This is a genomic window from Aeromonas sp. QDB54 (assembly GCF_027707385.1).
Classification (GTDB): Bacteria; Pseudomonadota; Gammaproteobacteria; order Enterobacterales; family Aeromonadaceae; genus Aeromonas; species Aeromonas hydrophila.
In genome coordinates, this window is the sequence record NZ_JAPCIT010000003.1 from 270,447 (window position 1) to 283,736 (window position 13,290).

Genomic DNA, 13,290 nt, shown 5'->3' on the forward strand with positions numbered 1-13,290 from the left:
GCTTTCTCACATTTATTTAAAACCTGGCGAATGGCGTCATAGCGGTGAGGTTAAATTTACGGCGAATTTATTTAATCAAATCAAAGTGACAAACGTTTATCTTATTTGCGATGAATGGCCCGGCCTCTTTCAGCTAATTCCCGAAAGGCAGTGGGGTATTTTCAGACGAGCCGGACAACATGCCGCCACCGTTTTTCCCCGGCGGCGGCCCCGTCATCGTCGCCGTCCAGTCGTTCAAAAATCCGCCACACCCGGCAGCGCTTTCTGGTACAATGCGCGCCCTTGCGCACGGCGCAGCCCGTTTTCTCCGATATAGAGTCTTTTTGTGAACAACGAATTTAGCAGCCTGAACCTCTCCCCCGCCCTGCAGGACAACCTCGCCAGCCTGGGTTATCTGCAGATGACCCCGATCCAGGCCCAGAGTCTGCCCCTGGTACTCGATGGCAAAGACCTGATCGCCAAGGCAAAAACCGGCAGCGGCAAGACCGCCGCCTTCGGCCTCGGCCTGCTTGCCAACCTCGATGTCAACCGACTCGAGGTGCAGGCGCTGGTGCTCTGTCCGACCCGCGAGCTGGCCGATCAGGTTGCCACCGAGATCCGCCGTCTTGCCCGTACCCTGCCCAACGTCAAGCTGGTCACCCTGTGCGGCGGCACCCCGACCGCACCGCAATCCGCCACCCTGAGCTTTGGCGCCCACATCGCCGTCGGCACCCCGGGCCGGATCCTCAAGCACCTGGAGCAGGACACCCTCGAGCTGGACGGCCTCAAGACGCTGGTGCTGGACGAAGCGGATCGCATGCTGGACATGGGCTTTGGCGAAGACATCAACCGGGTCATCAGCCACGCCCCGTGCGATCGGCAGACCCTGCTGTTCTCCGCCACCTATCCGGAGGGGATCGCCCAGATGAGCCGCGGTGTGCAGCGCAACCCGGTCGAGGTGAGCGTGGAGTCCCTGCACGAAGACAGCGCCATCAAGCAGAAGCTGTATGAAGTGCCGGCCGGCCAGCGCCTCGACGCCCTCGGCTGGTTGCTCAGCCACTACCAGCCGAGCTCCTGCGTGGTGTTCTGCAACACCAAGCGGGCCTGCAACGACGTGGCCGATCACCTGGCCGCCAAGGGCTTCTCGGCGCTGGCGCTGAACGGCGACCTGGAGCAGCGCGAGCGGGATCAGGTGCTGGTGCGCTTCGCCAACGGCAGCGCCACCATCCTGGTGGCTACCGATGTGGCCGCCCGCGGTCTCGACATCAAGGAACTGGGGGCAGTCATCAACTACGAGCTGACCTACGACCCCGAGGTGCACGTGCACCGGATCGGCCGTACCGGCCGCGCCGGCCAGCAGGGCCTGGCACTGAGCCTCTACCAGCCGAACGAGGCCCAGCGCGTCAACTTCATCGAGGAGTACCAGCAGGCCCCCATTCCCCAGGGCGACCTGGCCGGGATCGGCCGCGACATCAAGCCGATCGCACCGCAGATGGTGACCCTCTCCATCGATGCGGGCCGCAAGAGCAAGGTGCGCGCCGGTGACATCCTCGGCGCCCTGACTGGCGAAGGCGGCATTGCCGGGGCCGATGTGGGCAAGATCCAGATTTCCGAGCAGTACTCCTACGTGGCGGTGAAGCGCCAGGTGGCGAGCGCCGCCCTCAAGCGGCTGCAGGAAGGCAAGATCAAGGGGCGCAGCTACCGCGCTCGCAAGCTGGGCTAAGGTTCACGACACAGGCGCCGGTTCGGCGCCTGTTTCATATTTATCCGTGCCCATGAGAACAAGGCAGATGCCATGACCCAGACAACCCGACCCGAAGTGAGCTGCCAGAACTGCGAAGCCTGCTGCTGCCGCCTCGAGGTGATGCTGTTTACCGATACCGGCGTACCGGATCGCTATGTGGAAGAGCGAGAAGGTGAAGTGCCTGTGATGCACCGGCTGGAAGATGGCTGGTGCGCGGCGCTCGACCGCAACACCATGATGTGCCGCATCTACGAAGTCCGCCCCTTGATATGCCGTGAATTTGAAATGGGCGAACCCGACTGCGTCGACGAGCGGGACAAGTGGTTTATCAAGCTCAATTGAGCTGCGGGTAATAATCAGCCTGCCGTGCCGTCAGACCAGCCCGGCCAGTTGCCGTTCCAGCCACTGCAGCGCCTCGTCGGTCTGCTCGAAGTAGCGGACGCCCTGAAACGGCAAACCGCTGAACACCTGATCCGCCAGATACTGCTTGAAGCTGCCCGCCAGCACCACCGCCAGAAAGGCGCAGCCGTTGCTGGCGCACCAGCCGAACTGGCGGCGAAAGCGGGCCAGCACCTCGGGGCCCGCTGCCTCGAACTCGGTCGCCACTTCGACAATGCCCCAGGGCGCGTCGCGCAGGCTGGCGATCTGCTGGCTGAACTGGGCCTCATAGGCCATGGCCCCCGCCAGATTGAAGGGGCCGCTCGGGCGGCAGATCAGCACCTGACCGCGTCGCTGCATCTCGAAATGGCCGTGTGGTTGCAACTTCACGTCTGCCTCCTTCCCTGGATTTTTCGTCGCGCAAGCACCCTTTTATGTTGCAACAAGGTAAGGATTTCTCTGCAAAAAGTCCATTCTGCCAGACGCTAGCCTGGATGGACTGCGTCACCGGTTGACCCACTGGCCGCCGGCTCAGCACGCCCTTGCCCGCCACATCGGCCAGCCGCCATGTTCTGTTGCAGTTAACAAAACGTTGCTGCTATCATCCGCGCCGCCACCAACATTCCACCAACTGAAACGTTAACTCACGGCGCAAGGAACAGAGATGAAAAATCGGGACGCGAACCACTATCAGCGCATCTGGCGCTGGCACTTCTATGCGGGTCTCTTCGTCGCCCCCTTCCTGATCCTGCTCTCGCTGACCGGGATCGTCTATCTGTTCAAGCCCCAGCTCGACAACCTGATGTACCCCGAGCTGATGAAGGTCGCCCCCGTCAGCCAGCCGCTCAGCGCCGATCAGCTGCTGGTCAAGGCGATGGTGGCCATGCCGGATGCCAGCCTGAGCAAGTACCTGCCACCGGTCAGCCCGGAGGCCAGCGCCCAGTTCATCGTCCGCCAGGGCGGCAACGAGCTGACCCTGTTCCTCGATCCCGCCAGCGGCGCCCTGCTCGGCACTCTGGACAACAAGTGGAATCTGCAGGCGGTGGCGCGCGCCCTGCACGCCGACCTGCTGCTCGGCACCATAGGGGATCGGCTGATCGAGCTGGCCGCCGGCTGGGGCATAGTGCTGCTCATCAGCGGGCTCTATCTCTGGTGGCCACGCAAGGGGCCAGGAGTCGGCGGCATCCTGTGGCCGCGCTGGAGCCAGCGCGGGCGGCTCTGGTGGCGCGACCTGCACGCCGTGGTCGGTTTCTGGGGAGCCGGTTTCCTGCTGCTGCTGCTCTTGAGCGGCATGACCTGGACCGGCTTCTGGGGCGATCAGTTTGCCGCCGTCTGGAATCGCTTCCCGGCCGCCATGTGGAACGAGGTACCCAAGTCGGCTCCCCTGGCGCGCAGCCTCAACCATTCCCATCAACAGACAGTCCCCTGGGCGGTCGAGAACACCCCCATCCCCAGCTCGGCCGAGCCCAAGGCCCACGACCACAGCGCCATGGGTCACGGCGGCGAGCACGACGGCATGGTGATGGCGGAGCACCGCATCCCGCTGCAACAGGTGGTGGAGATCGCCGCTGCGCGCCAGGTCACGCCGGGCTACAGCATCACGCCACCGGCCGGGGCGAGCGGCGTCTACACCATCGCCATCTCGGCCGATGATCCGCGCAACGATGCCACCCTGCACATCGATCAATACAGCGGCAAGGTGCTGGCCGACGTGCGCTGGCAAGACTACGGCCCGGTCGCCAAGACGGTGGAAACCGGCGTCATGCTGCACATGGGCAAGCTCTACGGCTGGCCGCACCAGCTGGCCATGCTGCTCATCTGCCTGCTGGTGTTGCTGAGCTCGGTGAGCGGGCTCTGGATCTGGTGGAGCCGCCGCCCCAGTGGTCGCCTCGCCGCCCCGCCCTTGCCGGCCAGCCTGCCCCCCATGCGCGGTGCCATTGCCCTGTTGATCCTGCTCGGTATCTGCTTCCCGCTGGTGGGCGGCTCCATGCTGGTGATCTGGCTGCTGGACTGCCTGCTCTTCGCCCGCCGTCGGGCACCCCGGCTGGCACGGGTCAGCTAGTCGCCGGCACCGTGCACCGCACCAAGCAGCGAATCAAGGAGGGCTCCCACACGGGAGCCCTCCTGGTTTCAGCGCGCCTTTACGCTTGCTCCACCAGCTGGAGGATCTTCCTCGCCTTCTCGAAGTGATCGAGGCGCTGGGTCTGGATCCACCAGGTCGCCGCCTCCATCAGCAACTCGGGGTCGTCATTGCGGTTGGCAAAAAACGCATAGAAGGAGACGCCGACAGTCTCCCCCTTCTGCGCGATTTTCTGATGGCACACCTGAATGATTTTCTGTTTGAGCGAGTCGCGCATGGCGGCGTTCCGGCCTGATGAGTGATTGGCCGGCCAGCATACCTCAACCAACAAAAAGGGCCCCCGTCCGGGAGCCCTTTTGCCTTGCCGATCACATGACACCCGGTCAGGAGAGCGCCAGCCCGATGGAGAGCAACAGGCTGTAGAGGAAGGCGCTGATGGCGGTCTTCTTGAGCGCGCCGGTCAGCACCTCGCCATCGAAGCTCTGGCGCAGGGTCTTGGCGGCATCGGTGAGTGGCTTCATGGCCGGCAGGAAGATCCAGGGCCAGAAACTGGCGGGCTGGGTCAGCAGGAAGGCGATGGTGGTCAGCAACGCCGCCCCCAGCAGTACCCAGTGGTAGGCGATGGCCCGGTTGCGACCGAGCCGCACCGCCAGGGTGATCTTGCCGCTGACCGCGTCGGTCTCGATGTCGCGCACGTTGTTGATGTTGAGCACCGCAGTGGCCAGCAGGCCGCAGGCGGTGGCCGGCAGCAGCAGATCCCACTGCAGGGTCTTGGTGAACAGGTAGTAAGAGCCGAGCACCCCCAGCAGGCCGAAGAACAGGAACACCGAGATGTCGCCGAAGCCGCGATAGCCGTAAGGGGTCTTGCCCACCGTGTAGGTGATGGCGGCGACGATGGCGGCGCCGCCGAGCAGCACGAAGGTGAGGATCTGCAGCCACTGATCGCCAAAAGCGCAGCCCAGCAGGGCGAGGCCGCTGACCACCGCGGCCAGCGCGGTCAGCGCCATGGCCACGCACATCTGCCGGCGGGTGATGAGGCCGGAGACCACGGCGCGCTGGGGGCCGATCCGCTCGCCATTGTCCGCCCCGGATACCGCATCCCCATAATCGTTGGCCAGATTGGAGAGGATCTGCAGCAGAATGGCGGTCAGCAGGGAGAGTGCCATGATGGTGCCGTCGAAGGCACCGCGGCTGGCCGCAAGCCCGGAACCCAGCAAAATGGAGGAGCACGCCAGCGGCAACGTTCGCAAACGCGCCGCCAGCAACCAAATAGATAAGGTATTTGTCATATTGTGATGGCCAAACAATCAGATATTGATCGTGTTAAGGGTTATCGAACCGGATTTCGGTATACTTGGCCCCTCGGGAGGTAGCTCCCCGGGCGATTTACATGGACGAATGGGCAGATAATATATAGGAATAATCGCTCCTTTGGCATAAACCAACGGCATCCTTCTGCAGGATGGACCGTCACTATCGGCTCATAGACGAAATCCATGTTGGCTCAGACCCATATCAAGCAACAACTGGACGCCCTGCGTCACGGCAATGCCAGCGGCTTCGTACGGCTGCGCGTGGCAATCGAGGTCGGCTCCTTTCTGGGCTGGCTCGCGGCGCAGACCCTCTATCCCCGTATCTATTGGCATGCCAGAGGACACGACCGTCCCGAATACGTGGCGCTGGGCTGCCTGAGCGAGCTGACTGAATCCCAGGCGATCCGTCAGGTCTGCGAACAGACCAGCCAGCCCCATGACGACAGCCCCCGCTACTATGGCGGACTGGCGTTCGACCCCACCCAGCCCGGCTGGCAGGGGTTCGGCCCCTGCCGCTTCGTGCTGCCCCGCATCGAGCTGGTGCGCCGTGGCGAGTGCGTCACCCTCTGCCTCAACCTCTGGTTGCCAGAGCAGACCGGCAGCGACGCCTTCGAGGCCGAACTGCAGGCCGCCGCCGCTGCCCTCGACGCCCTTCGGCCGGAAGCCCCTCTGCCGCCGCTGACTCGTCATTCATGGCAGCGGGAAGATTGCCCGAGCCAGCCACAGTGGCAGACCCTGGTCGAGCAGGTTACCGCCCCCGACTTCCAGGCCCACACCCCCAAGGTGGTGCTGTCGCGCCAGAGCCGGCTCACCCATGACGGTGCGACGCACGCGGTCGACCCGCAGGCCGTCGCCCCCTGGTCGCTGTTGGCCAGCTGGGCACAGCACGGTCAGGACTGCTTTCACTTCGGCTTCCAGTTTTCGCCCGAGCAGAGCTTCATCGCCTGCTCCCCCGAGCGGCTCTATCGCCGTGAACATCAGCACCTCTTCACCGAGGCGCTGGCGGGCACCATCCGCCGCTCCGGCGACGAAGAGGTTGATGCCCAACTGGCCGCCGAGCTGCTGGCCGACAGCAAGAACCGGCTGGAAAACCGGCTGGTACACGCCGACATCCTCAGCCGGCTGGCGCCGCTCACCACGGATGCCAGCCTGACCGAGCCGCGCATTCTCAAACTGCGGCTGCTGCAGCACCTCAAGTGCGACATCGAGGCCGAGCTCAAGCCCGGTGTCTGCGACTGGCAACTGCTGGAAGCGCTGCACCCCACCCCCGCGGTGGGCGGTGCCCCGCGCGAGGCGGCGCTGGCCTTCATCCGCGAGCGCGAGCCCTATGATCGCGGCTGGTATGCGGGCGCCTGCGGCATGCTGAGCCGGGAGACCTCGGAGTTCTCGGTCGCCATCCGCAGCGCCCGCATCACGGCACAGGCCATCACCCTGTTTGCCGGCGCCGGTATCGTCGCGGGTTCAGAGCCTGCCGCCGAGTGGGCCGAACTCGACAACAAGATCGCCAACGTGCTCTCCCTGCTGGGATAGCGTTTTCTCACCGTTTCCTCACTGCGAGAGCCTCATGTCCGCGCGTCAAGAGTTTGCCAGCCACCATGCCACCTTCAACCACGTCTGGTCTTCCCTCTTGCTGGAGGAGCTCTTTCGCCTCGGCGTGCGCGACATCGCGCTGGCCTCCGGCTCGCGCTCGGCGCCGCTCACCATGGCGGCGGCCGCCCACCCCGGCTTTCGCCGCCATCTGCACTTTGACGAGCGCGGCCTCGGCTTCATGGCGCTGGGGCTGGCCAAGGGCAGCGGCCGCCCGGTCGCGGTGATCATGACCTCGGGCACCGCGGTGGCCAACCTCTGGCCGGCGGTGGCCGAGGCGCAACTCACCGGCGTGCCGCTCATCATCCTCTCTGCCGACAGGCCGCCCGAACTCATCGACAACGGCGCCAACCAGGCCATCGATCAGCAGGGGATCTTCGGCCGCTACCCCGTCTATCAGCAGAACCTGCCGAGCCCCACCGCCACCATCCCGGCCGCCTTCGTGCTGAGCTCGGTGGATCAGGCGCTGGCCCAGCAGGCGCGCACGCCGGGGCCGGTGCACTTCAACTGCATGTACCCGGAGCCCCTCTATCCGGGCGACACCTATCTGGACTTCTCCGCCTACCTGGCCCCCCTCGGCGACTGGCTCCGCTCGTCCGAGCCCTGGAGCCCCTGGCAACTGGCGCAGGCCCCCTGCCCGCATCAGCCCGACTGGGACGAGCTGCAGGGCAAGCGCGGCCTCATCATCGCCGGCCGCATCCAGGATCCCGCCCAGGCCAAGGCGGTCGCCGCCCTGGCCGAGCGGCTCGGCTGGCCACTGCTGGCTGACCTGCAGAGCCAGCTGCGCTTTGATGGCCGCAACCTGGTGCACGCCGATCTCGCCCTGCAACACAGCGGCTTCGTGGCCGAACTGGCCCGGGCCGAGGTGCTGTTGCAATTTGGCGCCCGCCTCATTTCCAAGCGGCTCGGTCAGTTCATCAAGCAGCAGCCCTGGCAGGCATACTGGCTCATCGACCCGCAGCCAGCCCGGCTCGACCCGGACTACCGGCTGCGCCGCCGCCTGCTGTGCGAACCCGGCGCCTTTGCCGCCGCCCATCCGGTGGCGCACCCGCACCTGCCCTGGCACCGGCTGGCGGAGCGCCAGCAGGCCGTGAGCCAGCAGGTGCGCAGTGCCTGCGAGCGTTTCTCCGAGCTCGGGGTGTGCCACCGCCTGAACCAATTGATCAGGGGCCAGCTGTTTGTCGGCAACAGCATGCCGGCCCGGCTGATGGACATGCTCGGCGAAGTGGGCAAGGGCCCCAGCCGGGTGATGACCAACCGCGGCGCCTCCGGCATCGACGGCCTCATCGCCACCGCCTACGGCTTCGCGCAATCGGTCGGATCGGGCAACAATGAGCCCACCACCCTGCTGCTCGGCGATCTCAGCGCCCTGCACGACCTCAACAGCCTGGCGCTGCTCGGCAAATCGAGCCGGCCGCTGGTGGTGATCCTGCTCAACAACGACGGCGGCAGCATCTTTCGCATGCTGCCGGTGCCGACCCAGGACGCGCTGCTGGAGACCTACTACTGCCTGCCCCACGGCCTGCACTTCGAACACGCTGCCGCCATGTTCGGCCTCCACTACCGGGCGCCGGCCACCCTCGCCGACTTTGAACGGGATTACGCCGCCGCACTGGAAAAGGGGGTAACGCTGATTGAAATCAAGGTCCCCAGCAGCGAAGTCGCCGAGGATCTGAAGGCACTGGGAAGCGCGATCCGTGGCAGCTAGTGCCGACCAGCCGACGCTGGTGCTGCTGCACGGCCTGCTCGGCGATGCCAACGACTGGCAACCCGTGCAGGCGGCCCTGGCCGACCTCCCCAGCCTGGAGCTGGATCTGCCGGGCCACGGCAGCAACCAGGCAGTGCGGGTAGCGGGGTTCGAGCAGGCCCATCGCTGGCTGTGCGACGAGCTGGCCGCGCGCGGCATCTGTCGCTACCTGTTGGTGGGCTATTCGCTGGGCGGGCGGCTCGCCCTCTATCACGCCAGCCAGTCGCCGGCTGGGCTGCAGGCCCTGCTGCTGGAGAACTGCCACCCCGGCCTACCACCGGCAGAGCGGCCCGCCCGTCTCGCCCACGATGAGGGCTGGGCCCGGCGCTTCGAGCAGGAGCCCCTGGCGACCGTGCTGGCCGACTGGTATCGGCAGGGGGTGTTCGCCGATCTGGGCGAGGATGCCCGCGCCCGCCAGATAGCCCGCCGCCTTGGCAACGACGGCAAGGCCGTGGCCGCCATGCTGCGCGCCACCTCCCTGGGCCAGCAGCCGGATCTCGGCGACTGGCTGGCGCAAGGTGCGCTGCCGGTCACCTACGTGAGCGGCAAGCGGGATCACAAATTCCATCAGCTGGCTTGCCTCATGGCGAGTCAGCATCGCAAAATCAACCACTTGGAGCTGGATGGCGGCCACAATCTGCATGCCCACCAGCCTGAGACTTTTGCCCGGCTCCTCGCGGAGTGGGTCAACCAACAACAAGAAGAGAAGCGTCATGATTGAAGCAATGACTGAAGCGGAACTCTATGCCCCCGTCGAGTGGCGTGATTGCTCCGCCGGTTACGAGGATATCCTCTATCACAAGTCCGACGATGGCATTGCCAAGATCACCATCAACCGCCCCCAGGTACGTAACGCCTTCCGCCCCCGCACCGTCAAAGAGATGCTGCAGGCGCTGGCCGATGCCCGCTACGACGATCAGGTCGGCACCATCATCCTGACCGGCTTTGGCGAGAAGGCCTTCTGCGCCGGCGGTGACCAGAAGATCCGTGGCGACTACGGTGGCTATCGCGATGACGAGGGGACCCATCACCTCAACGTGCTCGACTTCCAGCGCGACATCCGCACCTGCCCGAAACCGGTCGTTGCCATGGTGGCCGGCTACGCGGTCGGTGGCGGCCACGTGCTGCACATGATGTGCGATCTGACCATCGCCGCCGACAACGCTCAGTTCGGCCAGACCGGTCCGAAAGTGGGCTCCTTCGACGGCGGCTGGGGTGCCTCCTACATGGCCCGCATCGTCGGCCAGAAGAAGGCCCGCGAGATCTGGTTCCTGTGCCGCATGTACGATGCCAAGCAAGCCCTCGACATGGGGCTGGTCAACACCGTCGTGCCGCTGGCGGAGCTGGAGCGTGAAACCGTGCGCTGGTGCCGCGAGATGCTGCAGAACAGCCCGATGGCGCTGCGCTGCCTGAAGGCCGCTCTCAACGCCGACTGCGACGGCCAGGCCGGCTTGCAGGAGCTGGCGGGGAATGCCACCATGCTGTTCTACATGACCGAAGAGGGTCAGGAAGGGCGCAACGCGTTCAACGAGAAACGCCGTCCCGACTTCTCCAAATACAAGCGGAATCCCTGATGACACTCGCTCTCTATCGCTACCAACTGCCTTTTACCCAGCCCCTGGCCTTTCACGGCAAGGTGGAGGTGGCGCGAGAGGGCCTGCTGGTCCGCGTTGACGACGGCTGGGGGGAAATCGCCCCCCTGCCCGGCTTCTCCCGCGAGAGCCTGGCCGAGGCGCAAGCCGAAGCCATCGCCTGTCTGGAACTGCTGGCGGCGGGGCAGGAGATCACCCCGCAACTCCCTTCGGTGAAATTCGGGCTGGACTGCGCCCGCCGCTGCTGGCCTGCCCAGACCACCCCGCTGCCGGAGCCTTATCCGCTTATCCAGGGTTCCCCCCAGGAGCTGCTCAAACACTGGAAGAACTGGCTGCACAAGACCCCCAGCAAGGCCAAGCTGAAAGTGGCCCGCTATCCCATGCGCGACGAGCTGGCGCTGATCCGCCTGCTGTGCGACCGCATCCCTACCCTCAAGCTGGTGCTGGACGCCAACCAGGGCTGGACCCGCGAGGAGGCCTGGGCCTTCTGCGGCCATCTGGATCCAAACCGGATCGAGTACCTGGAAGACCCCTGCGCCGACTTTGCCGACATCGCCTTCGTGGCCAACCGTACCGGCATGCCGGTGGCCATCGACGAGCTGCTGGCCCAGGGCAAGCCGTGGGAGCCCATTCCCCAGCTGCGCGCCCTGGTGCTCAAGCCCACCCTGCTCGGCTCCCTGGCCCACTGCGAGGCGCTGGTTGCCCGCGCTCGCGAGCTGCGCCTCAAGGTGATCGTCTCCTCCTGCTTCGAATCCGGCCTCGGCCTGAACCAGCTGTTCCATCTGGCGGGTGAATGGGCGCCGGATCAGGCCCCCGGCCTGGATACCCGGCGCTGGCTGGCCGCCGATCTGCTGGACGCGGCCGGCAAACCCGACCTGAGCCTGCTGGAGCCCCTGTTTCACCGTGATTGAAGGGGCCTGCATGCCACCGCTATCTGACCATCACCACCCTCAACAACCCTGCCCGGTGCGTCACTGGGCGAGGTCCGCCCCACACCGCATCGCCATTCACGCCGCCGACCCGCTCACCTACCAGCAGCTGGATGCCAGACTCAACGGCCTGTGCCGGCAGCTGGCGCTGGCGGGCCTGCAGGCCGGTGATCGCCTCGCCGCCGTGGTGCGCGGCGCCCTGCCCGACCTGTTGCTGGCCTGGGCCTGCGTGCGCAGCGGCATCGTCTTCTGCCCGCTCAATCCTGCCTTTCCATTGGCGCGGCAAGCGGAGCTGGCGGCCCTGCTCGCCGTCAAGGCCTGCTGGTCGGCAGGCGAAATCCCGACCGGCAACTGGCAGCCACTGCGGCTCGACTTCACCCATGAGCTGGTGGCGGACGAAGGTGACTGCATGCTGGATCCTGCCCGGCTCAACAACATGATCCTCACCTCGGGTTCCAGCGGCACGCCCAAGGCCGTGGTACACCGGCTGGCCAATCATCTGGCCTCGGCGCGGGGTTCGGCCGCCGTGATCCCACTCGACACCGAGTGCGGCTGGCTGCTCTCCCTGCCGCTGTTTCATGTCGGCGGTTACGCCATCCTGTTCCGGGTCTTTCTGGCGGGTGCAGCCCTGGTGCTGGACGATCGCAGCCGCCCGCTCAGGGAGCGGCTCGAACAGCAACCCATCACCCATCTCTCCCTGGTGCCGACCCAGCTCTGGCGGCTGCTGGCGCAGGGCTTCGATCCAGCCCGTACCCGGCTGCGCGAGCTGCTGCTCGGCGGCGCCGCCATTCCCCAGCCCCTGGTGAACCGGCTGAGCGCCATGGGGCTGGTGCCCAAGGTGAGTTACGGCCTCTCCGAGATGGGCAGCCAGGTCTGCACCGGTCGGCCGTCCACCGCCGGCGTGGTGGGCAAGGCGCTGCCGGGACGGGAGGTCTGCATCCAGCAGGGGGAGATCTGCGTGCGCGGTGACACCCTGTTTGCCGGCTATTTCAAAGCAGGTGGGCTAGAGCGGCCGCTCGATGAGGCAGGCTGGTTCCACACCCGTGATAAGGGGTATTTCACCGTCGATGGCGAACTGGTGGTGGAGGGGCGGCTCGACAATCTCTTCATCTCCGGGGGTGAGAACATCCAGCCCGAGACCATAGAGCAGCGGCTGGTGGATCACCCCGCCGTGGCGCAGGCGCTGGTGGTGCCGGTGCCAAGCGATGAGTGGGGGCAGCGCCCGGCCGCCTTCATCGACTGGCATGGCGAACCTGTGCCCCCTGCCGATCTGGCGGCCTGGATCCGGCAAACCCTGCCCGGTTTCATGGTGCCGGACCAGTGGCACCCCTGGCCCGATCTGGGTGGTCACCTCAAGCCGCAGCGCAGGCAATATCAGAATATTCTTAAGGCGCAATAATCACTCCTGCGACAGGACCTGGCATGCAGGAGTCATCCAAATACGCACATTATTCGAAAGAAAATGCTGGCGGTGTCAAAATCCCCCTCACAGGCCCAAGTAAGTGAGAACGATTACATAAATGGCTATTTTTTTGCACGTTTTTTGAACTGAATTAATTACCTGTAGTACCATATCCGCCATCATGCATTTCAATGGAAAGGTAACCGTTTGATAGTTAACGATATTGTCAATTTTGCATTATTTGAACAAAGACTGCATGGTGGTAAAATGCTCTCCTTGGCAGTAAGGCGAGTCACACATGAGTAACAAAAATTATAAAATTGCAGAGGAGATATTTTTCTCCGCGGCAATATTCCGACTCTCTAAGGGAGAAAAGGACATCAAGCTCAGCAACAAAGAAGCCGAGCTGCTCGAAATGCTGTGTGATGAGGCTGGCAGTGTCATTCCAAGAAGCAAACTGCAAGGGAAGGTGCGAATAAGCGGGGAAATTCTTCTCGGCTGACTCAGTCATTTCATTTCTTCATGTTTGAGCCGATTTT

12 protein-coding genes and 1 pseudogene are annotated in these 13,290 nt (G+C 64.8%); 10 read left to right on the forward strand and 3 right to left on the reverse strand.

The annotated features are described in order from the left end of the window. Window positions 1–325: 325 nt before the first annotated feature. Together dbpA and PG881_RS04785 are read left to right on the forward strand one after the other, a co-directional pair. Complete coding sequence (gene dbpA, locus PG881_RS04780) at window positions 326–1,702, forward strand: ATP-dependent RNA helicase DbpA (RefSeq protein ID WP_270798264.1); 1,377 nt, start codon at window positions 326–328, stop codon at window positions 1,700–1,702. A gap of 72 nt (window positions 1,703–1,774) precedes the next feature. Continuing rightward, a complete protein-coding gene (locus PG881_RS04785) occupies window positions 1,775–2,065 on the forward strand; it encodes a YkgJ family cysteine cluster protein (RefSeq protein ID WP_016349308.1) in 291 nt (96 codons plus the stop codon). Between the two features lie 30 nt (window positions 2,066–2,095). Here the strand turns inward: PG881_RS04785 and PG881_RS04790 are convergent, their stop codons facing one another. Further along, a complete protein-coding gene (locus PG881_RS04790) occupies window positions 2,096–2,491 on the reverse strand; it encodes a hypothetical protein (RefSeq protein ID WP_024943653.1) in 396 nt (131 codons plus the stop codon). A 274-nt stretch (window positions 2,492–2,765) separates the two neighbouring features. Between PG881_RS04790 and PG881_RS04795 the strand changes: the two genes are divergently transcribed. After that, entirely contained in the window at window positions 2,766–4,163 is a 1,398-nt protein-coding gene (locus PG881_RS04795) for a PepSY-associated TM helix domain-containing protein (RefSeq protein WP_270798265.1), read from the forward strand. A gap of 79 nt (window positions 4,164–4,242) precedes the next feature. Here the strand turns inward: PG881_RS04795 and PG881_RS04800 are convergent, their stop codons facing one another. Next, complete coding sequence (locus tag PG881_RS04800; RefSeq protein WP_029304506.1) at window positions 4,243–4,458, reverse strand: DUF6500 family protein; 216 nt, start codon at window positions 4,456–4,458, stop codon at window positions 4,243–4,245. A gap of 106 nt (window positions 4,459–4,564) precedes the next feature. Next, complete coding sequence (locus tag PG881_RS04805; RefSeq protein ID WP_024943656.1) at window positions 4,565–5,470, reverse strand: 1,4-dihydroxy-2-naphthoate polyprenyltransferase; 906 nt, start codon at window positions 5,468–5,470, stop codon at window positions 4,565–4,567. A gap of 207 nt (window positions 5,471–5,677) precedes the next feature. Between PG881_RS04805 and PG881_RS04810 the strand changes: the two genes are divergently transcribed. From PG881_RS04810 to PG881_RS04840, 7 genes and pseudogenes are all read left to right on the forward strand, one after another. Next, a complete protein-coding gene (locus tag PG881_RS04810; protein WP_270798266.1) occupies window positions 5,678–7,024 on the forward strand; it encodes an isochorismate synthase in 1,347 nt (448 codons plus the stop codon). A 34-nt stretch (window positions 7,025–7,058) separates the two neighbouring features. Further along, complete coding sequence (menD, locus tag PG881_RS04815) at window positions 7,059–8,789, forward strand: 2-succinyl-5-enolpyruvyl-6-hydroxy-3-cyclohexene-1-carboxylic-acid synthase (RefSeq protein WP_270798267.1); 1,731 nt, start codon at window positions 7,059–7,061, stop codon at window positions 8,787–8,789. Further along, window positions 8,779–9,549, forward strand: coding sequence for a 2-succinyl-6-hydroxy-2,4-cyclohexadiene-1-carboxylate synthase (gene menH / locus PG881_RS04820; protein WP_270798268.1), 771 nt, complete (start codon window positions 8,779–8,781; stop codon window positions 9,547–9,549). The genes menD and menH overlap by 11 nt, the downstream gene beginning before the upstream one ends. Further along, entirely contained in the window at window positions 9,542–10,402 is an 861-nt protein-coding gene (menB, locus tag PG881_RS04825) for a 1,4-dihydroxy-2-naphthoyl-CoA synthase (protein WP_039215084.1), read from the forward strand. The genes menH and menB overlap by 8 nt, the downstream gene beginning before the upstream one ends. Next, a complete protein-coding gene (gene menC, locus PG881_RS04830) occupies window positions 10,402–11,331 on the forward strand; it encodes an o-succinylbenzoate synthase (RefSeq protein WP_270798269.1) in 930 nt (309 codons plus the stop codon). Before menB ends, menC begins: the two co-directional genes overlap by 1 nt. Window positions 11,332–11,341: 10 nt before the next feature. Beyond that, a complete protein-coding gene (locus PG881_RS04835) occupies window positions 11,342–12,748 on the forward strand; it encodes a 2-succinylbenzoate--CoA ligase (RefSeq protein ID WP_270798270.1) in 1,407 nt (468 codons plus the stop codon). Window positions 12,749–13,049: 301 nt separating this feature from the next. Beyond that, window positions 13,050–13,214 (forward strand): annotated as a pseudogene (locus PG881_RS04840) (winged helix-turn-helix domain-containing protein); the annotation flags it as partial. Between the last annotated feature and the right edge of the window lie 76 nt (window positions 13,215–13,290).